The sequence below is a fragment of the Bradyrhizobium sp. LTSPM299 genome (genome assembly GCF_000938235.1).
Taxonomy (GTDB): domain Bacteria; phylum Pseudomonadota; class Alphaproteobacteria; order Rhizobiales; family Xanthobacteraceae; genus Bradyrhizobium.
The window spans coordinates 172,003-194,159 of sequence record NZ_JYMU01000098.1 but is presented as its reverse complement, the minus strand read 5'-3'; the positions used below and the strand labels follow the sequence as shown (position 1 = coordinate 194,159).

22 protein-coding genes and 1 pseudogene are annotated in these 22,157 nt (G+C 62.6%); 16 read left to right on the top strand and 7 right to left on the bottom strand.

Going from position 1 to position 22,157, the window contains the following annotated elements; translation table 11 throughout:
• Positions 1-23 precede the first annotated feature (23 nt).
• The 10 genes and pseudogenes from UP10_RS41455 to UP10_RS46875 form a co-directional block, all read left to right on the top strand.
• The gene (locus UP10_RS41455) at positions 24-1,538 is read left to right on the top strand and encodes an amidase (protein WP_044592890.1); all 1,515 of its coding nucleotides are present in this window, start codon (positions 24-26) and stop codon (positions 1,536-1,538) included.
• On the top strand, positions 1,538-1,840 hold the full coding sequence (locus tag UP10_RS41450; protein WP_044592889.1) for a putative quinol monooxygenase: 303 nt from the start codon (positions 1,538-1,540) through the stop codon (positions 1,838-1,840). The genes UP10_RS41455 and UP10_RS41450 overlap by 1 nt, the downstream gene beginning before the upstream one ends.
• Before the next feature lie 16 nt (positions 1,841-1,856).
• Positions 1,857-2,327: an urease accessory protein UreE gene (gene ureE / locus UP10_RS41445; protein WP_082077567.1), complete on the top strand. Its 471-nt coding sequence runs from the start codon at positions 1,857-1,859 to the stop codon at positions 2,325-2,327.
• On the top strand, positions 2,314-2,994 hold the full coding sequence (locus UP10_RS41440) for an urease accessory protein UreF (RefSeq protein ID WP_245322224.1): 681 nt from the start codon (positions 2,314-2,316) through the stop codon (positions 2,992-2,994). The genes ureE and UP10_RS41440 overlap by 14 nt, the downstream gene beginning before the upstream one ends.
• 16 nt (positions 2,995-3,010) lie before the next feature.
• Positions 3,011-3,709, top strand: coding sequence for an urease subunit beta (gene ureB / locus UP10_RS41435; protein WP_082077566.1), 699 nt, complete (start codon positions 3,011-3,013; stop codon positions 3,707-3,709).
• Positions 3,710-3,711: 2 nt separating this feature from the next.
• Positions 3,712-5,418, top strand: coding sequence for an urease subunit alpha (gene ureC / locus UP10_RS41430; protein ID WP_044592887.1), 1,707 nt, complete (start codon positions 3,712-3,714; stop codon positions 5,416-5,418).
• Positions 5,415-6,065, top strand: a complete 651-nt coding sequence (gene ureG, locus UP10_RS41425; protein WP_044592886.1) for an urease accessory protein UreG — start codon at positions 5,415-5,417, stop codon at positions 6,063-6,065. Before ureC ends, ureG begins: the two co-directional genes overlap by 4 nt.
• The gene (locus tag UP10_RS41420; protein ID WP_245322222.1) at positions 6,062-6,907 is read left to right on the top strand and encodes an urease accessory protein UreD; all 846 of its coding nucleotides are present in this window, start codon (positions 6,062-6,064) and stop codon (positions 6,905-6,907) included. The genes ureG and UP10_RS41420 overlap by 4 nt, the downstream gene beginning before the upstream one ends.
• A gap of 593 nt (positions 6,908-7,500) precedes the next feature.
• Complete coding sequence (locus tag UP10_RS41410) at positions 7,501-7,995, top strand: DUF1989 domain-containing protein (RefSeq protein WP_283807726.1); 495 nt, start codon at positions 7,501-7,503, stop codon at positions 7,993-7,995.
• 27 nt (positions 7,996-8,022) lie between these two features.
• Positions 8,023-8,490: pseudogene (locus tag UP10_RS46875) on the top strand (DUF1989 domain-containing protein); the annotation flags it as partial.
• A 40-nt stretch (positions 8,491-8,530) separates the two neighbouring features.
• On the opposite strand, the gene UP10_RS41405 reads toward UP10_RS46875, so the two are convergent.
• The 7 genes from UP10_RS41405 to UP10_RS41380 all read right to left on the bottom strand — a co-directional run bounded on the left by UP10_RS41405 (position 8,531) and on the right by UP10_RS41380 (position 17,056).
• Positions 8,531-10,141 (bottom strand): ABC transporter substrate-binding protein, encoded by a 1,611-nt coding sequence (locus UP10_RS41405; RefSeq protein ID WP_044592884.1) that lies wholly within the window; start codon positions 10,139-10,141, stop codon positions 8,531-8,533.
• Positions 10,142-10,203: 62 nt separating this feature from the next.
• Positions 10,204-11,055, bottom strand: coding sequence for an alpha/beta hydrolase (locus UP10_RS41400; RefSeq protein WP_245322220.1), 852 nt, complete (start codon positions 11,053-11,055; stop codon positions 10,204-10,206).
• Positions 11,055-11,249: a hypothetical protein gene (locus UP10_RS43800; protein ID WP_082077564.1), complete on the bottom strand. Its 195-nt coding sequence runs from the start codon at positions 11,247-11,249 to the stop codon at positions 11,055-11,057. The genes UP10_RS41400 and UP10_RS43800 overlap by 1 nt, the downstream gene beginning before the upstream one ends.
• Before the next feature lie 69 nt (positions 11,250-11,318).
• A complete protein-coding gene (locus UP10_RS41395; protein ID WP_044592883.1) occupies positions 11,319-12,524 on the bottom strand; it encodes a xanthine dehydrogenase family Fe-S subunit in 1,206 nt (401 codons plus the stop codon).
• Positions 12,525-12,526: 2 nt separating this feature from the next.
• A complete protein-coding gene (locus UP10_RS41390) occupies positions 12,527-13,363 on the bottom strand; it encodes an FAD binding domain-containing protein (RefSeq protein WP_044592882.1) in 837 nt (278 codons plus the stop codon).
• On the bottom strand, positions 13,360-15,747 hold the full coding sequence (locus UP10_RS41385; RefSeq protein WP_044592932.1) for a xanthine dehydrogenase family protein molybdopterin-binding subunit: 2,388 nt from the start codon (positions 15,745-15,747) through the stop codon (positions 13,360-13,362). Before UP10_RS41385 ends, UP10_RS41390 begins: the two co-directional genes overlap by 4 nt.
• 31 nt (positions 15,748-15,778) lie before the next feature.
• Positions 15,779-17,056, bottom strand: coding sequence for an amidohydrolase/deacetylase family metallohydrolase (locus tag UP10_RS41380; RefSeq protein WP_044592881.1), 1,278 nt, complete (start codon positions 17,054-17,056; stop codon positions 15,779-15,781).
• A gap of 144 nt (positions 17,057-17,200) precedes the next feature.
• On the opposite strand from UP10_RS41380, the gene UP10_RS41375 reads away from it, so the two are divergent.
• The 6 genes from UP10_RS41375 (at position 17,201) to UP10_RS41350 (ending at position 22,136) form a co-directional block, all read left to right on the top strand.
• Positions 17,201-17,665 carry a MarR family winged helix-turn-helix transcriptional regulator gene (locus UP10_RS41375; RefSeq protein WP_044592880.1) on the top strand — a complete coding sequence of 155 codons (465 nt, stop codon included), beginning with the start codon at positions 17,201-17,203 and terminating at the stop codon, positions 17,663-17,665.
• A gap of 584 nt (positions 17,666-18,249) precedes the next feature.
• A complete protein-coding gene (locus UP10_RS41370) occupies positions 18,250-19,083 on the top strand; it encodes a nitroreductase family protein (protein WP_044592879.1) in 834 nt (277 codons plus the stop codon).
• 79 nt (positions 19,084-19,162) lie between these two features.
• Positions 19,163-20,020 carry a transporter substrate-binding domain-containing protein gene (locus UP10_RS41365; protein WP_044592878.1) on the top strand — a complete coding sequence of 286 codons (858 nt, stop codon included), beginning with the start codon at positions 19,163-19,165 and terminating at the stop codon, positions 20,018-20,020.
• A gap of 22 nt (positions 20,021-20,042) precedes the next feature.
• Complete coding sequence (locus UP10_RS41360) at positions 20,043-20,690, top strand: amino acid ABC transporter permease (protein ID WP_044592877.1); 648 nt, start codon at positions 20,043-20,045, stop codon at positions 20,688-20,690.
• Positions 20,687-21,343, top strand: a complete 657-nt coding sequence (locus UP10_RS41355) for an amino acid ABC transporter permease (RefSeq protein ID WP_044592876.1) — start codon at positions 20,687-20,689, stop codon at positions 21,341-21,343. Before UP10_RS41360 ends, UP10_RS41355 begins: the two co-directional genes overlap by 4 nt.
• 10 nt (positions 21,344-21,353) lie before the next feature.
• Positions 21,354-22,136, top strand: coding sequence for an amino acid ABC transporter ATP-binding protein (locus UP10_RS41350; RefSeq protein WP_050044072.1), 783 nt, complete (start codon positions 21,354-21,356; stop codon positions 22,134-22,136).
• Positions 22,137-22,157: the final 21 nt, after the last annotated feature.

Genomic DNA, 22,157 nt, shown 5'->3' with positions numbered 1-22,157 from the left:
GTCAGCACAAGAAAGGATGACTCATGTCTATCAAGCGCCCGAATGCCGAGGATGTTGCTGAGCTCGCGGCGAGTCTGCACATGAACATGTCGGTCGAGGAAGCCGGAGAATATCTCGCGTTGATGGGTGGCATGTTCGATGCCTATGACGTCGTCGACGAGCTGCCGAATCCGTTGCCGCCAGTCAGATATCCCCGCATGCCCGGCTCCAAGCCGGCTCCGAAGGACAACAAATACGGTGCCTGGGCCATTAAGACCGAAGTGAAGGGCGCCCCCAGCGGCAAACTTGCCGGCCGTACCGTCGTCCTGAAAGACAACGTCGCGCTTGCGGGCGTTCCCATGATGAACGGTTCGACGACGCTCGAGGGATTCATTCCCGCGGCCGACGCGACGATCGTGACACGGATTCTCGATGCCGGCGGCACCATCGTCGGCAAGGCCGTGTGCGAACATTTCTGCCTTTCGGGCGGCAGCCACACCTCCGATCCGGCTCCGGTTCATAACCCGTTGAGGATGGGCTATTCCGCCGGCGGCTCTTCCTCGGGCAGCGCGGCGCTGGTCGCGGCCGGCGAAGTCGACATGTCGATCGGCGGCGATCAGGGCGGCTCGATTCGCATCCCTGCGTCCTATTGCGGCATTTACGGCATGAAGGCGACGCACGGCCTCGTGCCCTATACCGGCGTGATGCCGATTGAATCGACGATCGACCACACCGGCCCGATGACGGCGAACGTCTCCGACAATGCGCTGCTGCTGGAGGTGCTGGCCGGTGCCGACGGGTTCGACCCGCGGCAGTATGCGCCGAAGGTCACGAGCTACACCGAGATGCTCGGGCGGGGCGTCAAGGGCTTGAAAATCGGTGTGCTCAAGGAAGGCTTTTCGGCACCAAACATGCAGGAGGGCGTCGTCGCGAAAGTGAAGGCCGGTGCCGAGCGCTTCGCCGGACTTGGCGCCAGCGTGTCGGATGTTTCGATTCCCGAGCATGCCCACGCGCTCGCCGCCTGGAATCCGATTACGCTGGAAGGCTTCCTGGTCCAGATGATGATCGGCAATGGCATGGGCTTCAACTGGAAGGGGCTCTACGATGTGGGCCTGCTGGACGCGCACTCCGCCTGGCGCAACCGCGCCGACGATTTGTCGGAGACCCTGAAGCTCTGCATGCTGGTCGGACAGTGGGGTGTCAGCCACTATCGCGGCCGCTATTACGCGAAGTCCCGCAACATCGCGATCGCTGCCAAGGCGGCCTATGACGCAATGTTCGGTTCGTACGACCTGCTCCTGATGCCGACCTTGCCCTGTGTCGCCACGCCAATCCCGGCGAAGGATGCGCCGCTGTCCGAAATTGTCCAGCGCGCCTTTGAGATGACCGCGACGACCAGCCCTTTCGATGTCACCGGCCACCCGGCCATGAGCTTGCCCTGCGGGCTCTCTGACGGTCTTCCGGTCGGCCTCATGCTAATCGCCAAGGATTACAACGAGGCGACCATCTATCGGGCGGCCAAGGCCTTTGAGGCCGATGGCGATTGGAGAAAGTTCTGATGATCACGATCACAGCCGTCATCAGGACGAAATCCGGACGTGAGGTCACGATGCGCGACGCGCTTCTCGACGTCGCGGCTCACGTCGCGGCCAAAGAGCCGGAGACAATCGGGTTCTTCATCTCGCAAAGCGAGGAAGATCCCTGCCTCTTCACGACCTATGAGCGCTTCGCCGATAAGGCCGCGATGGATCGCCATAACGAATCGGCGGCCGTCGCGACCTTCTTTGGCATCGCCAAACCGATCCTGGAGGGTGAGGTCACGCTTGTGACATCGAAGGAGGTGTTGGCGACGGTCCGTTAAGCCGGCGTCACCTCAATTGCGGGAGACCATCGTGACGTTACGGCTTCATGGCATCATCGGAAGATCCGACGACGCGGCCTATGCGCGCCGGCTCCATCATATCGAGCATCACGCTGGGATCGAACTGCTGTTCGTGCCGCCTTCGGATGTCGGCCGCAAGCGCTTTCGCCTGACGACCGACCGCGGAACCGATTGCGCGGTGAGCCTGGATCGCGACGAAGAGCTGGTCGATGGCGCGCTGCTGTTTCTTGCGCACGATCGGGCCATTATTGCCCGTTTCGGCGAGCAGGAGACATGGCGATTGAAACCCGCGGATCAGGCGGCGGCGCTCAAGCTCGGATGGAATGCCGGAAATCTGCATTGGCGGGTGCGCTTCGACGGCGACCGGCTCGTCGTGTTGCTGGATGGTCCGCTCGAGGCGTATCGCGCGCGTATCATGCCGATGCTTCAGGCAGGCGAAGTGGTGGAGAGCGATGCTGTTCGATAGATTGCAGGCGCTGGCACTGCTGCAACTCGGCGATAGCGCCTATCCGGCCGGCGGCTTCGCATTCTCCTGGGGGCTCGAAGGGCTCGCCGCGGACGGCATGCTGGCCAATCGCAATGAACTCGACCGTATCATCGCCGATCAACTGGCGCGGCGATGGGCCACCATGGACCGCGTCCTGCTGCGCAAGGCCTTTCACGCGGTGGGATGTGACGGGATTGCCGCGGTCGACCGCCTCGCCGAGGCAGGAACAGCATCGGCCGAGATGCGGGAAGGGTCGCGCCGCGCGGGCAAGGCACTGCTCGGGGTTTGGGTCAAACTCGATGGGCCGCTGTCGGTCGCTTACCGCAACCTGGTGTCATCGGACGCGCGGCTCGGTCATTTGCCGGTGGTACAGGCCATCGTTGGCCGGGATGCGAATTTCAACCTGGATGCAGCCGAACTGGTGTCGGGTTGGGCTCTGGTGACCGGTCTTGTCGGTGCGGCCGTGCGGCTCGGCATCGTCGGCCATATCGAAGCCCAGCGCAGCCAGTCAGCGGCGCGCGGCTTGCTTGCAGAGCTGCTCGCAGAGACGCCCCAGCCAGATGCGGTGCCCGCGAGCTTTACGCCGTTCATCGATATTGCGGTCTCGCGCGGACCGCTTCGGCACGTCCGCATGTTTACGACATAGAAGAGGTGACTTCGCCATGATGAATCTGTCGCCGACCGAAATGGACCGTCTCGTGATCTTCAACGCCGCGCAGATGGCGCGTCGCAACCGTTTGCTCGGGATCAGGCTGAGCCATCCCGAGGCGGTCGCCTACATCACCGACGAGGTGATGACGGGGGCGCGGCGTGACCTGCCTTACGCCGAAATCCGCGATATGGCGGGGCGATTGCTGACGACTGACGATGTCGAGCCCGGCGTCGCGCAGATGATCCCGATGCTCTACATCGAATGCATGTTCGCCGAAGGCACCAAGGTGATGGCGGTGTTCGAGCCAATCTCACCCAATGACACCGCCGCGGCCGACGACCTCGTGCCCGGGGAGATCATCGCAGGTGGCGAAGACATCGAGAGCTTTGCGGGCCTGCCGGCCATCACGATCGAGGTCATCAATACCGGCGACCGCGATGTCCAGGTCCGCAGCCACACCCATTTCTTTGAGGTCAATCGCGCCTTGCGTTTCGATCGCGCGGCTGCCTGGGGCATGAAGGTCGATCGGCCGGCCGGCGCCGGAGTGCGTTTCGAGCCGGGGGTCACCAAGTCGGTGCGTCTTGTTCCGATCTCGGGCGACCGCGTCGTGCTTGGGCAGGCCGGGCTGGTCAACGGTCCGCTGGATGCGCCGTCCGCGCGCGACGACGCGCTCAGGCAGGCCCGTGCGCTCGGCTATCAGGGAGCTTGACCGTGGCCATACTGAATCGTCGCGCCTACGGCGAACTCTACGGTCCGACCAAAGGCGATCTCGTGCGGCTGGCCGACACCAGCCTGCTCGCTGAGATCGAGCATGACTACGCCACTTACGGGCATGAGCTGCTGGTCGGCGCCGGAAAGAACCTGCGCGACGGCGAGGGCGTCAATGGTTATCGGACGTCATCGCACAAGATCCTCGATGTGGTGATCAAGAATGCCACGATCATCGACGCGGTCACCGGCATCGTGAAGGCCGATATCGGCATCCGTAACGGGCGCATCGTCGGCATCGGCAAGGCCGGCAATCCCGACGTGATGCCGGACGTTCATCCCGATATGGTCGTGGGTCACACCACCGCGCCGATCGCCGGCGGCCCCTTCATCGTCACGGCCGGTGCGATCGAGTCGCACGCCCACTTGATCTCGCCCGAGCAGTCCGATCATGCACTCGCCGGTGGAACAACAACATTGGTGGGGAACGGGTCGGGACCGGTCTTCGATGTCGGCAGCGGTGCTGCCACACCGTTTGCGCGCTTCCTTCAAGCGATCGAGTTCTCGCCGCTCAACTACGCGCTGTTTGGACGCGGCGGATCCAATCCTGAAGCCGTCGAGGAGGCCGTTGCCGCCGGCGGCATGTCCGTGAAGATTCACGAGGATTTTGGGGCTGCGCCGGCCGTGATTGACCGGAGCCTCGTGGCGGCCGATCGCAACGATTTTGCGGTCCACCTCCACACCGATTCGATCAATGAGTACGGCTTCTGCGAGGATACGATGGCCGCTGTCGACGGGCGCACCATCCACATGTATCACGTCGAGGGCGCCGGCGGCGGCCACGCGCCGGATCTGCTGAAGGTGGTGTCATGGGACAACGTCATTCCGTCGTCCACCAATCCGACCAATCCCTATACCTCCTATGGCATGGAGGAGGGGGTGCCGATGACGATGATCTGTCATCAGCTCAACTACAATGCACCCGAGGATGTGATGTTCGGCGAGGCGCGCGTGCGCGCCCAATCGATGGCTGCGGAAGACTTTCTCCACGACATGGGCGCCATCTCGATCTTCGGCACCGATACGCAAGGCATGGGGCGTCTCGCGGAGAACGTCGCCAAATGCTGGCAGCTTGCCAGCGTGATGAAGGACCGCATCGGCCGCCTGCCCGAGGAGAAAACGGCACGCGCGGACAATGAACGCATCAAGCGTTACGTCGCCAAGCTCACCGTCAACCCGGCCATCGCAGTCGGCATCGACCACATGGTTGGCTCGATCGAGGTCGGCAAGATGGCCGATCTCGTACTTTGGCCGCGCGCGTCTTTCGGCATCAAGCCCTACATGGTGATCAAGAACGGCTTTGTCGTCTGGGCCGCCATGGGCGACGGCAACGGCAGCCTTGGCCTGTCGGAGCCGATGATTCAGAAACGGATGTGGGGGGCACTCGGCGCCGCGCCGCAACGGCTGGGTGTCAACTTCGTCTCAAAACTCGCTATGGACGCCGATGTCGGGCGCAAGCATGGCCTGACGCGCGATCTCGTTCAAATCAAGAATGTACGGAAACTGCGGAAGACCGACATGGTGCGGAACGCGGCCATGCCGCACGTGGAGGTCGATCCGCAGACCTTCGAAGTTCGCGCCGATGGCAAGCTTCTGATGTGCCCCCCGGCAACGAAGGTGCCGCTTGCAAGGCGGTACATGCTCCGATGAACCGGATCGAACCAGAGAGCGTATCAGCCGAGGCGCGCATCGCAGCCGCGCGGGTCGGAATCGGCGGGCCGGTTGGTTCGGGCAAGACTGCGTTGGTCGAGCGCCTGATCCCGGCACTCCTGGAGCGCGGCATCGATATTGCCGTCATCACCAACGACCTTGTCACGGCCGAGGACGCCGAGCGGATCAGGCGCTCTGGGCTGATCGATCCTGCGCGCGTATCGGCGGTCGAGGCGGGCGCGTGCCCTCACACCGTCATTCGCGAGGATCCGACGCTCAACATTGAGGCGGCGGACGAGCTCGAGCGGCGCTTCCCGGGCGTCGAGCTCATTCTGCTTGAAAGCGGCGGCGATAACCTCGCTTCGACGTTTTCGCGCGATCTGACGGATTTTTGGATGTTCGTCATCGACGTGGCGGGGGGCGACGATATCCCGCGCAAGCGGGGCCCCGGGGTCATCCGTGCCGACCTCCTTGTCATCAACAAGGTCGACCTGGCCCCTCATGTCGGTGTGGACCTGGAGCGCATGCATCGGGAGGCATTGAATGTCCGCAGCGATCGTCCAGTGCTGCTCACCAATTGCCGCCGCGGCGAGGGAATCGATGCGATCATCGATCTTCTCGAGCGCGAGGTTCTGTTCAGAACGTGAGGCCTGTAGCGACAAGGGACGGTCTGCTGCTCGACCTGAGCTTTGTCCGTCGCGCCAATCGTACGGTCATTGACCGGCGCCTGTTCGCCTGGCCGTTTGTTCTGACACGCAGCTTCTATCTCGATCCGGATCGGCCGGGTTGCCTCAGCGTCATTGTGCAGACGGGAAGCGGGGCAGTTCACGGTGAGGATAGCCTCGCACAGCGTCTCGTGCTCGATCCCGGCACTGCTGTCTGCCTGACCAATCAAGGCGCGACATCCGTGCTTCGTGCGGACCCGGCTGCCTGCTCCACGGAGACAGTCAGCCTCTACGTCGCAGGCGGCGCCAGTCTGGAATATCTGCCTGAGCCGCGCATCCTGTTTCCGGATGCCGCGCTGTGCCAGTCCGTGGAACTCGATTGTGCGAACGAGGCCTGCACCTTGATCGTCGATGCATTCACGATGCACGATCCCGGCGGAGAAGCCCGCAGCTTCCGGGAGCTGGAATCGACGTATTGCCTGAGGAGATCGGGCAGCGAGCCTTTGATGATCGACCGGACACGCTTGTACCGTCCAGACCCCGACATCTTTTGCGGTCATCGGGCTTTCGGATCCGCGTTCCTGATGCTGACCCCTTCGCACGATCTGACGAATCTTCAGTCATCGCTGACAACTGTTCTGGGCCGGATCTCAGGGCTGTACGCTGCGGCAAGCGTGCTCCCGGGGTCCGCGGGGCTCGGTGTCCGCCTGGCGGCCTTAGACCTCTCGCGGATCCGGGCTGCGTTCGTAAGCATCCGCGCGACTTATCGTCGAGCATTGTTGAGCGTTGCCGAAATCCAGGAGGCGCGTCGACATCGAGAGTAGAGCCTTTTTGCCATCACGCTCTGGATGCCAAAGTCGCCACTGGGCCCCAAAAGAGCGACGCTGCGGGTCGAGAGCCAAAGGAAATACTTGCGATGAGTAATCGGCAATTGAAAACGCCTTGCGTGCCTAAGGGGGTCGGAATGCCGATTGGCCTAGGGGCAGTGGACCTAGCGTTCATTGCTTACTACCTCTTTCAAGTAGGTGACGAATTGATCAGGTATGAGAGAAGAAGCTCTAAAGGAAGGCCAGATCAATCGGATATCGAAGCTGATATTGGGCGCGAACGGGCGCATAAGAGCACCCCTCTCAGAAAGGTCCCGAGCCGTAAATGCATCGACGATTGACCCGCCGGCTCGGCTCTCGACAGAGGACCACGCAACCTCTGATAGTTATGTCTCGATCGAAAACTGCCGCGCGACGCCGGCGCGGTCGAACACCTGGTCAATCAGATGTCGGGAGCGATCTTCCCAACGCAAGGAAATGAACCGCTCGCCATCAACAATCCGGATTCCCGCGCGTGAGGGAGTTCCGCTTGAACTTCGCATGGGATCGCGCCTTAGCGTGACGGATCTGGCGGGGCATCAAGGCGCCGACTGCGTTGCTGTGGCGCCGGGGGCGCTGTCTCCCGTACGCGAACCACGCGCGCCAGAAACATGAGGTTGTTTCCAAAGATCGGGCAGTCCATCTGCGCCGATGACGAGGAAGCGATGCTAACACTCATCGAAGACACCAGTGCCGGGCCTCACGGGCTTCTGGTGCCGCCCTGCGATCCAACCATGTATCGCCTGCGCGGCGCCGGCTGCGCGCATGCGTCCTGCCACGACAATTTTCACCGTGCCCTTGCGCGCAAGGGAATCCGGCTGGGGCGGACTCCATCGTCGATTTGCCTGTTCCAGAACATCATCGTCGACGAGGCCGGTGCCGTCGCAATCGGGGTCAACACCAGCAAGGCGGGCGACCGATTGACGTTCCGTATTGATCGGGACCTGGTCCTGGTTATCTCCGCTTGTCCCAACGACGTCTTCAAACGCCCTCCGTTGCAGCCGACGGATCTGGAGATAACCATCGATACCGCGGAGGCTGGTTGAAAGACGCCGGCTTCGCGCCATCCTACGCTGGTATCGCTGTCTGCCTCCCAGACCTGGCTGGTAATCGTTCGAGCCGGTTCGCGCATCGACCTGACGGCGCGCGGTTCGGGGGTGGGGGCTGCGATCTTTTCGTGGTCTGTCACCGATCCCTACGAACAGCTCAGTGATGCCTACACGTTCATGGAGCTGCGGCACGCCCGGCCGTCGGTCGGCGATGACCTCTACTCAACGCTGCGGCGGCCCATACTTTCGCTGGAACGAGATGATGCGGGCCATGGCATCGATCTGCTCCGCCACGATTGCTGGTGGCCGCGGGACACGTGCCGGGATGCGCTTGCGAAGCAAGCAAAGACGAGCGAGGTCCCGTCGCCACTCAAACGCGACTGGCCCCATGCACTGAACGTCTTTGCTCGCACGCGGATCGGCGAAAGCGGAGATTTGATCGACGATCCCGTAATAACGCAGCAGGGCACCCGCATCGAACTACGCGCCAAGTTCGACGTGGTGTTTGCCGTGATGGCGGCCGGAACGGTTTCTACGCCGATTTCGTCAGCGAGCGGTAGTCGAGCTGGCGGTGAAACCAGTAGACGTATCCACCGACACTTTTCTGCGAAGCCACGCTCAGATAGGGTTGAAATAGCGGAATTCTCGGTGCCTGATCATATCCGAGTGCGACCATCCTCTTGACTGTTGCCTCATAGGCCGGCCGATCTCCGCTCGCGGCGAGCGAACGGGCCGTGTCGATAAGCTGATCGAGATCAGGGTTCTTGTAGCCCATTGTGTTGAAGACGGCATTTTGCCCGTGATAGGTGAAGAAGAAAAAATACTCGGGATAGTCGAGCCAGCCCGAGAAGAAATTGACCATGAACGGCATGGACTTTTTCAGCATCTCGCCCCGCCAGTTCGAACCTGGTATCTTTTCGATCGTCGTCCTGATGTTCAGCGCTGCCAGGCTTTCCTGTATGAGAACGGCGATCGGCTCGCTCAGGGTACCCTGACCCGCGTCGAGCGAGATCGTCGTTTCAAATCCGTCCGCCATCCCGGCCTCGGCAAGCAGGGCCCTGGCTTTTGCCATGTCCGTCCGATAGCTGGTCGGGCTCGGCCAAATGGTGTCGCTGGGCGTATTCGATCGGGCCCCGAACAGCGGTTTTGCCTCACCGAACATGACGGCATCCATGATCTTCTGGTACGGCGCCGCATAGGCGATCGCCTGCCGAACCTTGATGTTGTCGAATGGTGGCTTGGTGACGTTGAGTTCGATGCACCACATACCGTTCGAAATCGGTGTCGATTGCACCGCGATGCTGCCTTTTGCTTTCAATTCGGCAAAATCCTTCGCCGGCAGGTCAAACGAGATATCGACGTCGCCGCGTTCGACCAATGCCCTTCGATTTCCGGCCGAAGGCACGTTTCTCCAGATCACCCGTTTCAGCTTCGGCAGCGGGCCTGATCTCCAGTCTTCGTTCCGCAGATAAATGACCTCGGTGCCGGGAGTCCATTTATCCACCTTGAAGGCGCCGCTGCCCGCAGTATTGGCCTTGGTGAATTCGAGGCCCCAGGGATCTTTGTCAGCACTGTTCTTCTTCACCAGCGTCGAATTGTATATTGCGGGAACGACCACGGCGAGGTCCGGCAGCGTCAATGCATCAGGCCGGACGAAATCAACACGAAACTTGTGATCGTCGAGTGTCGAAAATTGCTCCGGCTTCAGCAGGCTTCCCGCCGCCATCTGGCTGGTTGGGAATCCGCCGACCGACACGGCCCGGTCGAACGACCATTTGACGTCGGCGGCTCTGACCGGTGTTCCGTCATGAAAAGTGGCGTCCCTGCGCAAATGGAAGGTGATACCCTTGGCATCCACCTCCCATCGTTCCGCGAGCTCTGGCACGATGGTGGTCTGATCGTAGGAGCGTGAGCCGTCGGCAAGCGTCTTGATGCCATAGCTGACCAGCCGGTCGTAGCAGTTCCACGAGACCTCGTATCCCGGCCGGTTCGCGCCGACGCCCTGCACGTCCAGATTGTTCGGGCCGCCCTCGGAGATCACGAGCAGCGTATCCTGCCTCGACTGCGCCAAGGCGTCCGAACCGTCGAGGAGCGCAGTGAGGCCCGCTATCGTGGTGGATGCCAGAAACTCTCTTCGATTCATCTGCTTCGCTCCGGTCCGTTGTCTTCGGGATGATCATTGTCGGCCGTTGCGCCGACAATGATCTAAACATGGGACAGCAATTCGATCGCGGCTTTGACCAGCACGCCATCCGCCTTCTGGAACTCGGGGAGAATCGAAAAGTGATTGGCGTCGGCGACGGGGAGGATCGCTCCAGCAGCGCCGTGCGCCTGGCGCAAGGCGAACAGCTTGAGCGAGTCATGGACGAGGGCCGGCAATTCGTCGTCTCCATAGGCGATCGTGAGCGGTTTTGCTGCCGGAACAAGCCGCAACGGTGACAGCGTCTCGAGCTCGGTCTCGCTCAGGTTGAGCGCATTGTTGAGGCCGGTTTCCCGTAGTGGGGCGAGGTCGTAGACCCCGGAGACGGCCAGTCCCGCGACCACGTCGGGGTGGCCGAGATGAAAGGCGGCCAACTGCGCTCCCGCCGACCAGCCCGCGATGACGAGGGGACCGCCGATCCCGTGCGCACGCTTGTGTGCGGCGAGCCAGTCGATCGCCCGGCCTATCTCGGCGACGATGTCTGCAAGACTGGCCTGCGGCGCCAGGGAATAGCCGGGTATCGCAACCGACCATCCGGCAGCGTTCGGGCCTTCCGCCACGCACGCAAACCCCTCGCGCGAATTGCGTTGCCAGTAACCGCCATGCAGAAAAACCAGACAGGGCGCGGACTTGTCTGCAGACGGATAGAGATCGATGGCGGTTCGTTCCGAAATGTTGGCGTAGGGCAGATCGAGTTTGGCGTTATGGGTGCTTCGATAGGCGGCAGAGTCGCGGTTGCGACGCTCGATCCAGCGCGGGCTATCGGCGACGGCCGCGTTGTTGTCATAGGCGGCGTCCCGTGCGGCCTGGTCGAGCGAGGACCAGCGTTGTCTCGGATCTTCAGGAAACAAAGACACTATTCTGTCATCTCTGTCATCTGCGCGCGCCGCTCGCGATGGCGGATGCAGACATCGCGCGCTTGCCAAGTGTTGACCGGCGCGATATTGGCGCCCGCCCAAATCCACATCTGCTGCAGCCCCGTCGAGCTCCGGTCCGCGTCCGGAATCGGCGCGATGCTGTGAATGTCGGTGTGAAGTTCAGAATCCGTCATGACTTCCCCCTATCGATGATACCCCGACTTCCGTCGAAAATATGCACGTACCACACCACTGATACTTCCTTACTCATTTGGAGACGACGAGCGCCGCCATATGTTGCGAAGCAAACGCCGCGCACGCTGACGCAGCACATCGCGGAGAAGAGTTATGCCGTCGAGCGAGGTGGTGTTTCCCGCGCGGCCGTTCTGCGGCAGACCCGACAACGCATGATCGAGATTGTGCGCGAAGTCGGTCGTCATTCGTTCGGCCATGTCTTGAACCAGTCTGGGGCGCGCGAACTGGGCCAGCGTGCCGCGAAGGCTGTAGCCGATCGAGAACCTAACCTCGGTAGCCGCGCCTTGCTTGATCGGCGTGAGACGATAGCGGATCTCGCCCTGGGTCGATGATCGGCTGCGCCGGTCGCTACCGGTCCCGACGATCCGCCCGGTCATCGTTGTCGGGTCGCGCTCGATGCGCGCTGGACCCTGGAACTTCGCTGAGATCGGGCCGAGCCTGACCTCGATCGCGCCATCGGCGTGCCCAGGCATGGCATTACGGCTCAGCGATGCGCCGGGAAGGCATGCTGCGACAGCAGGAATATTGCCGAAGAAGTCGAATACGGTTGCCGGTGGATGGGCCACGATGAAGTGCTGCTCGAACGTCGTCTCTGGCGTGAAATCCGGAATCGACATCGTCGCGTTGGGAACGGGCGCCGCTTCGGCGTTCGCTGACGCCGCCGCAATGATGCCACTCGAACTTGGTGTGCCATGGCCAGACCCTGCAGGACCCAGCGAGCTGCGGCCGGCGCCGACGATCGGGGCTACGCCGCGTGCACGACGCGCCTCGATCACGGCGCGAACCGCCCGAATGATCCCGACATAGCCGGTACAGCGGCAGAGATTTCCGCTCATGCCGGCACGAATGTCGCGTTCATCGGCCGTCGGCAGCCGCAGGACGAGATCGCGCGCAGAGATCAGCATGCCCGGCGTACAGTAGCCGCATTGCAGCGCATGTTCGCGCGTAAAGGCCCCGCGCAGCTCAACCATGATCTCGTCATCATCGAGCCCTTCGATGGTGGTGACCCGCGCGCCGTCGCAGGCGACCGCATAGGTGATGCACGACCGAGCCGGCATATCGTCGAGCAACAATGTGCAGGCGCCGCAGACGCCGTGTTCACAGCCGAGATGGGTGCCGGTGAGGTTCAGCCCGTCGCGCAGAAAGTCGGCCAGATGCGTGCGCGGCTCGACATCTGCGCTGATATCACGGGCGTTGACGGTCAGCGCGATCATGGTCAAGCCGCGGCCTCGCTGACGGCGCGGCGCAGCGCCGTGACGTGAATGTGCCGGTCGCCGGCGTTCGAAATTCCCGATTTTGCCAGGATCGCGTCGGCGACGCGGACATCGAACCGCCGTCCAAAGTCCGCGGTCACGCGTCCTCCGAACAAGGACGATGCGTCAGCCAACACGATCGGTGCCGCCTCGAGCGCTCCGATCACGGCGCGGGCCGTGGCTTGTTCTGGATCGATTAGAACGGCGCCGATCGCATGGGCGAATTCGCCGGTCTTGCGGCAGGCCTTGAAGTAGCCAAATCTGGCTGACGGCGTCATCGCCGGAATCCGTACCGTCTCGATGATCTCGCCCGGCCGCAGCGCGGACCGCAGCGCGCCGGTGATGAATTGCTCGATGCCAAGCTGCCGAACTCCCGACAGGCTGCGCAGAGAAACCCTGGCTCCGAGCGCCGACAGGGCCGACACCCAGTCGGCGGCGGGATCGGCGTGGCTGAGCGATCCGCCGATGGTTCCGCGATTGCGGACGGCCCGGTAGGCGATGGCGGCGGCCACCCGCTGCATCGCGCCGCGCGTCACATCGGGTACGCGCCCGTCTTCGATGTCGCCATGGGTGACGCATGCGCCGATCACGAGGTCGCCGCCCACGCATGCCGCCTGCTTGAGCTCGGCAAGGTTCGAAATGTCGATCATGACATCAGGCTCGACCAGCCGCAGATTGAGCATCGGGCCGAGCGATTGCCCGCCGGCGATGATCTTGATGCTGCGATCGGTCGGCGCGATCAGCGCCAATGCGCCGTTGACATCCCCGGGACGCTCATATGCAAAGGCCGCCGATTTCATGCCGCTGGCCTTTCGGCGTCGCGTGCCGCCAGAATGGCCTCGACTAGCCGCCGTGGCGAGATCGGCGAACGCAGCACTTCGACGCCGAGCGGCCGCAGCGCGTCATTCACCGCGTTGGCGATTGCGGCGGGCGGGGCGATCGCGCCGCCTTCGCCGATACCCTTGACGCCGAACCTGGTGTAGGGCGAGGGAGTTTCCATGTGATCGAGGTGCGGCTCGGGAACCTCGGTCGGCCCTGGCAACAGATAATCCGCAAGCGTAGTCGCAAGCGGCTGGCCTGCCTGGTCGAACGGCATCTCCTCGTAGAGCGCCGTGCCGATGCCTTGCGCCAACCCGCCAAAAATCTGGCCGTCGACGATCATCGGATTGACCAGCACCCCGCCGTCCTCGACGATGACATAATTGAGGATCTCCACGTCGCCGAGGTCAGGGTCGACTGCGACCGTCACGGCATGGGCCGCATAACTGAATGTGCCGCTGTCGCGCTGTGGCTTGTAGCCGCTGGTCGCTTCAAGACCACCGGGATCGACATCGCCAGGCAGATCCTGCGGACGGCGATACCAGGTGTGGGCGATTTCCGGCAGGCCGATGCTGCTGTTCGGGCCGCGCACGCGGCCATCGTGCAGCACGACCGAGGCAGGATCGAGCTGAAGCAGCTTGGCGCCGATCCGCTTCGCGCGTTCGGCGAGTTCGGTGCAGGCGCTTGCGACCGCCCCGCCGGCCATCACTATCGAGCGCGAACCCCATGTGCCGGTCGAGTAGGGGGTCAGGGCCGTATCGCCGTGCACGACGCGAATCCTCGCGGTATCGATGCCGAGAATTTCATGGGCGACCTGGGACAGCGTCGTTTCAAGACCCTGGCCGTGCGAATGCACGCCGACGCGGATTTCGAGGCCGCCGTCCGGCGTCATGCGCGCATTGGCTTGTTCAAATCCCGGCACCATCGGAATGCCCCAGCCGGCATAGACCGAGGTGCCATGCGCGGCCTGTTCGCAATAGATCGAGACGCCGGTACCGATGAGCCGCCCATCGGGCTCCCCGCGTCGCTGCCGCTCCCGGATGGCGGGAACGTTGATCATCGATACCGCGCGACGCATCGCTTCCGGGTAATCGCCGCTGTCGAAATGCTTGTTGGTGATATTGTCGAACGGCATCTGGCCGGGATCGACGAGATTGCGCAATCGAACCTCGGCGGGCTCAAGACCGGCTTCGACCGCTACCGCATCCAGCATGATCTCGAGCGCAAAGCAGACGCCAGTGCGCGCGACGCCGCGATAGGGCAGGATAGGGCATTTGTTGGTCGCCGCCGAAAACGTCCGGCAGCGATAGGACGGCGTCCGGTAGGGGCCCGGCAGGATGCTCGCGACCTGTGCCGCCTCGAGGCAGGCGGAAAACGGGTAGGAGGAGTAGGCGCCCGAATCCACCGTGGCCTCGCAGTCGATGCCGCGCAACGTGCCGTCGCGGTCGGCATAGAGCGTGATCTTGTAATGATGTTCGCGGCAATTGGCGCTGGCCGTCAGATGCTCGCGGCGATCCTCGATCCAGCGCACGGGATAGCCCTTGCGCATCGTCAGCCAGGCGAGGCAGACTTCTTCGGGCAACAGAATGCCCTTGTGGCCGAAGCCGCCGCCGATATCGGGCGACACGATCCGGATCTGGCCCTGCTCCATGCCGAGACAGTCCGAGAGGCCGTTGCGCACGATGTGCGGCATCTGCGCGCCGGTGTGAAGCGTGAGCTGATCGAGGCGGTGCTCGAACGCCGCGACGACGCCGCGCCCTTCGAGCGGCGACATGCACTGCCGGGCGGTGGATATTTCCCGCGTGACCTTGATCGGCGCATCCAGGGCTGAGGCAATGTCGACCTCGAACGCACTTTCGAGGAAAACGTTGTCGCCCCAATGTTCGTGAACTAAGGCGGTGCCTGGCTGTCGCGCTTGCAGCATGTCGTGAACGGCTGGAAGCTCTTCGAGGTCCAGCGTCACCGATGCGGCGATGTCCTCGGCCTCGGCTCGCGTCGGCGCCACGCACATGGCGACCAGTTCTCCGACGTGACGGATCTTGCCGGACGCCAGCACCGGCTGCTCTGAAATCTTGAAGCCAGGCAGTCCGGAAACTGCCCGGATCGGCTTGACGCCGACGAGATCATCGGCGGTGAACACGACGTCGCGAAACCGTTCCGGCACGGAAATGGATCTGATCCATGCGTGGGCGAGCGGGCTGCGCACGAAGGCGACGTCCTGCAGGCCGGCGAGACGGATGTCGGCCACGAATTGGCCGCGTCCGCGCATCAGGCGATCGTCTTCCTTGCGCAGCAAGCGCGCCCCGACACCTTGCTTTGGGCCGGTCGCGGAATCCAAGTCGTCTTTGCCTTCAGGGCCGGACATGCAAGCCGCCTTGATCGGCGCGCATCGCAGATCAGGCCGCGACCGCGCGGGGAAGGATCGGCGCCGTTGCGTCATGACGCACGCCGGCACGCAGACAGAAGGCTGGCTGCAGCAGGCTGTCGGCGATCACTTCGGTCTTCTCGTTGTCGCGCAGGATGTAGCGGCCGGGGTGTTCAACCAGAACCGTGACGTCGGCATCGACGCCAGACCGCAGCGTGCCGATTTCGCCGGACAGACCGAGCATCTCGGCTGGATGCGAGGTGACCATCGGCACCACCTGTTCAAGTGTCAGCCCAAGCGCCATCATCGAACTCATGGCCTGCACCAGACTGAATTTCGCCTGGCTCGCGAACGGATGATTCTCGTCGTCGGCATGTTCGTCGGGCGTGCCGGCCGGCGCCGGTACATGCGTGTTGTAGCCGTGGATGTCGGCCCCGAGCGTGGTCGGGATGATACCCGCGGCGATGGCCTTGCGGGCGAGGCGATAGGAGAAATGGCTGCCGTGGCCGACATCGACGCGCAACCCGCGATCGAGCGCCGCCCGGACGACCGGGTGCACCTCGCCCTCGCGATTGACGAAGCCACCGGGGTGACGCGTGAACGGATGCGCCAGCACGTCGCCGGAACGCAGCAGCGGGATCACGCGCGTGAGAATGGTATCGACATCCTCGCCGTTGGTGCCGCTCGCCGGCAGGCCCCAGAGCTGGCCGAAGTGAACATAGACCGGCAAATCAGCGCGACGACCGATCTCCGCCGCCATCTCGATCACGCGGATGCCCCAGCGTGCGAAGCCGCCGATCTCGGCGTGGGCCTTGATGCCGCGGACCAGGTCGCGGTTGGCGTTCGCCGCCTTGACCGTCGCTTCGATATCGACGCCATCGGGGCTGTACAGGCTGGGATAGTAGTGTCCCTCCAGCCCGCCCACGAGATAGGCCGACAGAAAGGCGTAGGTGCGCGACAGGGCTTTTTCGGCGACGAAATGACGGAAGCCCGGCAAGGTCATGCAGGACGGACCGCCCTGATCGACCAGCGTCGTCACGCCCGACTGCACCCCCACCATGTCGGCATTCACGCCAAAGCGCCCAGTGACATACTGATACACATGCGCGTGGGTATCGATCAGGCCCGGCAGCACGATCTTGCCCGAGACATCGACGATCTCTTTGGCGCTGGTCGGCAGGATGTCGGCTTGAACCGTGACGACCTTGCCGGCGCGAACGGCAACGTCTTTGATACCGTCGATGCCCGACGCCGGATCGATCACGCGGCCGCCACGCAACAGCAGGTCGAATGTGGTGCTTACTGACATGATCGGCTCCTCTCCTGGTCGATCGCCGACGGCGTTCAATTGCGAAGTATGCTGCGTAATTTTCTTTTGACAAGATCAGCAACTTTCGTGCCATAGAGTGCGAAAATCAATGCGGAGCCGGCGAAAAGGACCAACTTACGGAAGATGACGAAAAAACCGACCAAAAAGGGCGGCGATCCCTGGCCGCTTGGACGACGGCCGGGCTTCTTGATCAGGCGGCTGCATCAGATCCACGTCGCGCTGTTCCAGGAGAAGTGCGCGGAATTCGAGATTACGCCGCTTCAATACAGTCTGTTGTCGGCCCTTGCCGTTCGTGGAACGACTGACCAAACTAGCCTTGCCGTCGATGTGTCGCTCGACCGGACTACCACCACCGGCGCACTCAAGCGCCTGCAAGCGCGGCGTTTTATCGAGCGGGCGGTCCGCCTGGACGACCGCCGCGCGCGGGCATGCCGGCTGACGGCCACGGGCACAGCTCTGCTCGTCAAAATGGAATCTGCGGCCCGCGCGGCGCATCGGGATACGCTGGCGAGCCTGAGCAAGTCCGAGCAGAAGCGGTTCATCATGTTGATGCAGCGAATTGTCGCGGCGAACTCTTTCGAAGCTTAGAAGCGGCAACGGCTCTTCCGAGTCACAATGGACCTGCGAATGGATTAGAATCTGTGCAGCCTTGCCTCGTAAAAGGCAGTCGCGACCACTTCCCAGGCTGAGTCGCCGATAATTACGAAGTACGCTTCGTAATTCCTCCCGGTCATGAAACCGATTCCAACGTCTTTTTGATACCGTCTCGACGCATCTCGGTCCGATTCCCGGCGATCTTGCACCTGGAAGCGGCGGCGAAAGCACGAGCGTTCGTTCGCCGACGGTGTGGCACGTCATTTGCTCAGCGATGCCTATGAGTTGGTGGCTGGGGTTCCGCATTCGGGGTGGATGGCTGGTCCAGGAGCTGCCGCCTGCGCGGGAGAAATCCGTACGGGACAGGCGGAATAAAATTCCGGGAGACCTCAGTAGCCGGGAATTGACGTCGCTCGGGTCTGTGCCGATTCCAGTGTTTTGAATGTTGTGGAGTTGGCGATGGATGCTCTGAGTTCGCGACCCAAGACGGAATCTGTCGCAGCGGCGCTGTGCGCAGAATATGGCGCTGGCCAATCCGCTGAGATCGCGTTCTCCGCTTCCGACGGGAGGCCGTACTGATGTCGGCCTATGCGGACGCGATCGCCCGCCGCTTCGGCGATGTCGGGCCGTCAGGCGAGGGCGTCGAAGACAATGCGTTCGTCCGTCAGGTTCTCTCGCGAAAGACCGTGCGCCGCTACAGCGAAAAGATACCGGACGAAAATCTGCTCGATGTGCTGATCGCTGCGTCCCTCAGCGCGTCGGCAAAGTCGGATTTCCAGCAGGCCTCGATCCTGCGGGTGCGCGATACCGCGAAGCGTGCGGCGATCGGCGCGTTGTTTCCGGCCATGCCATGGATCGCCAACGCGCCGGTGTTCATCGTCTTCCTCGGCGACGCACGAAGGCTGCAACGCATCGGAGAGATGCGCGGAAAGCCTGTTCGGAACGGAACGCTTGAAGGCTTGTTCAACGCGAGCGTCGATGCCGCCCTCGTCATGCAGACCATGATCCTTTGCGCGGAATCTGCCGGGCTCGGCGTCTGTCCCATCAGCGTGATCCGTAACGAGATCGACAAGGTTGCCGCGGTTCTCGGTCTGCCCGATTTGGTCTTTCCGATCGCGGGGCTCTGCCTCGGTTATCCGCAGACCGAAGGCCACGTCAGCCTGCGCTTGCCGCGTCCCGCAACGACCCATCTGGATTGTTACGACGACAGCGGACTCGTCGCCGCGATCGACGATTACGACCGCCGGAGAGATGCACGGCATGCGATTCCAAGGGAGCAGCAGCGCTCGAACGCCGAGTTCGGCGAGGTCGTCTTCTACGGCTGGTCGGAAGACAAGGCCCGGCAGGCGGCAAAGGCTGAGGGGGCGGCGTTCCCGCCGTATTTGCGCTCACACGGATTCAGTTTCGATTGAGAGGACACCGCCCATCGCGACACTGTTAGATTCGCTCCGCAAGCCCTGACTTGTAGTTATCAGCAAAGGACGCCTCATCATGCCAGAGCCTTCGATCACGTTCCGCAAGTCGTTTTCACGACGTCTGTTGCTCGGTCTGGCCGCTGCTCAGCTTGCCGTTCCGTTGTTGGCGGGCGCGGTGCAGGCGGCGAGCATGGACGAAATCAAGAAGCGCGGCCTGATCGTCGCCACCGAGGACGATTACCGCCCCTTCGAGTTCGTCAAGGACGGCAAGCCGACCGGCTTCGACAATGAATTGATCGAAGACCTGCGCAAATACGCGCCGTTCGAAATCAAGCAGGAGATTCTGCCCTGGACAGGGATTCTCGCAGGCGTCAGTACCGGTAAGTACGATGTCGCGATTACCGCGGCGATCATCACCAAGGAACGAAAGAAGTCGCTGGATTTCACCAGCCCGATCGCGGATGCGACGCATTATTATGTCAAGCGCAAGGACGACAAGAGCATCTCCTCGATCAAAGATCTGAACAGCAAGACGGTCGGCGTGCAAGCCGGCAGTGCGCTGCTCGGGCGGCTTCCAGAACTCGGAACGATGCTGGAGAAGGAGGGTGGCAAGCTCGGCAAGGTGGTCGAATATACTTCCTATCCCGAAGCCTATCAGGATCTGGCACTGGGCCGGGTCGATTACGTCGTCAATACCATCATCAATCTCAAGACGCTGGTAGCCGAGAAGCCTGCCGTGTTTGAGATGGGGCAGGCGGTGTCCGGGAAATCCTTCCCGGCCTGGGCCGTCGCCAAGGACAACACGGCGCTGATCGACTTCCTGAACGGCTTCATCGCCAAGGAAAAGGAAACCGGCAGGTTCGCCGAGCTGCAGAAGAAATGGTTTGGTGAATCGTTTCCTGATCTGCCGGTGAGCTTCGAGCCTGAGTTCTGACGTCCCGCAGGCCGGAACAACCATGACCGCCAGCGACGTGTTGGCCATTCTTCAGGGTGCCGTCGTGACAGTGACGCTGTCGGTGATCGGCATCCTGATCGGCCTTCCGATCGGATTGGGCCTGGCCTTGCTGCGATGGGCCAATGTGCCGGTCGCCGCCAAAGTCGTTGCGATCTATGTCAGCGTGCTGCGCGCGACGCCGCTGGTCACGCTGCTGCTGCTATTGTTCTTCGCGCTGCCGAACATCGGCGTTCCCATCAACCCGGTTTCGGCGGCGATCCTCGCCCTCGTGATGAATACGTCTGCGTTCAACTGCGAGGTTTGGCGGGCGGCGCTGGTGAATTTTCCCAAGGAGCAGTATGAGGCGGCGCAATCGGTCGGGATGACCGCCGCATTGCGGTTCCGCCGGATCGTCCTGCCGCAGATTGTGCGGGTCAGCCTGCCTGGCCTCGTCAACGAGATGTCGCTGCTGATCAAGGTGACACCGGTGCTCGCGGTGGTCGGCGTCGTCGATATCACGCGGGCGGCGGTGCGGATCGGCGCGGAGACCTACGAGCCGCTACCGCCGTTTCTGGTCGCGGTCGCGCTCTACGCCCCGATCGTCTTCGTGCTGGTGTCCTTGCAGCGCTGGATCGAACGGCGCCAGACCCTCGCCGAGGCTGCGGCATGATCCATGATTTCGGCATTGTATGGAGCGAACGCGCGCTGCTGCTTAGTGGACTGGCCAATACCGCGATCCTGTCGACGTTCTCCGCGGTTGCGGCATTGCTATTGGGATTCGTTTTGACACCGGCCTTGATGGCGAAACACCGGGTGGTGCTGTGGGCCACGCGCGGCTTCGTCGACGGCATGCGATGCGTTCCATTCCTGCTGTTCGCCTACATCGTCTATTACGGATTTCCGTCCTTCGGCGTCCGGCTCGACAACTGGACATCCGGTCTGCTGGCGCTGACGATCTACAACGCGGCGTACATGGCGGAGATCCTGCGCGGCGCCTGGGTGGCGCAGCCGCGTGAGCCGATCGAGGCCGGCAAGGCTTTCGGCTTCTCGGATGTCCGGCTGTTCCGCCGCCTCATTCTGCCGCCGCTGCTGCTCTCGGCAGGCCCGGTAATCGGCAACCAGATGATCCAGATCATCAAGGACAGCGCTTTCCTGACCATCATTGCGCTTCCCGAGCTCACGCATGCTGCAAGCTCGATCCAGTCGCGCCATTACGTTCCCTTTGCCGCGTTTATCACGGCCGTGTTTCTCTATTGGGGTCTCTGTCTCGTCATCGAGGCTGGTGTCAATTCCGTCGGCCGTGTCGCCGACGCGCGACGCTAGGAGAGACGCGATGGCGGAAGTAAGCAAGGTTCTGGATGTGGCCGGTGTTTCGAAGCGCTTTGGCGACAATGAGGTGCTGTCCGATGTCAGCTTTCAGGTCGACAAGGGAGAGACGGTCTGCGTGCTTGGCCCATCGGGTTCAGGCAAATCGACGCTGTTGCGCTGCATCAATTGGCTGGAACGGCCCGATGCCGGACAGGTCTATCTGAACGGACTGCAGGTCGGCATCAGCGGCGCCGGCATTGTCATGACCGACCGCGAACTGTCCCGGATCAGAACCCGCATCGGCATGGTGTTTCAGCATTTTGCGTTGTGGCCGCATCTCACTGTGCTGCAAAACCTGATGGAGGCCCCAGTGCAGGTGCAGCGCCGCTCCAAAGCCGAAGTCCGCGACGAGGCGCTGGCCCTGCTGTCGAAGGTCGGACTGCTGGAGAAGCAGAAGGCCTTTCCCGCAAAGCTGTCCGGAGGCCAGAAGCAGCGCGTCGGCATCGCCCGTGCGCTGGCAATGAAACCGGACTTGCTTTTGTTCGACGAGCCGACCAGCGCGCTCGATCCGGAACTGGTCGGCGAGGTGCTGCTGGTGATGCGCGATCTCGCGCGCGAAGGCAGGACCATGGTGATCGTGACGCATGAAATGGCATTCGCGCGCGAGGCCGCAACCCGCATCCTGTTCCTGGATCGGGGACGCGTGATCGAAACGGCGGCGCCGGATCGCTTCTTTGCCCAGCCCGAAACCGAACGGGCGCGGCAATTCGTGCAGCGTTATGCCGGCGATATGGCCGGACGGCAATGACAGTGGCTTGGCAGCAGCAAC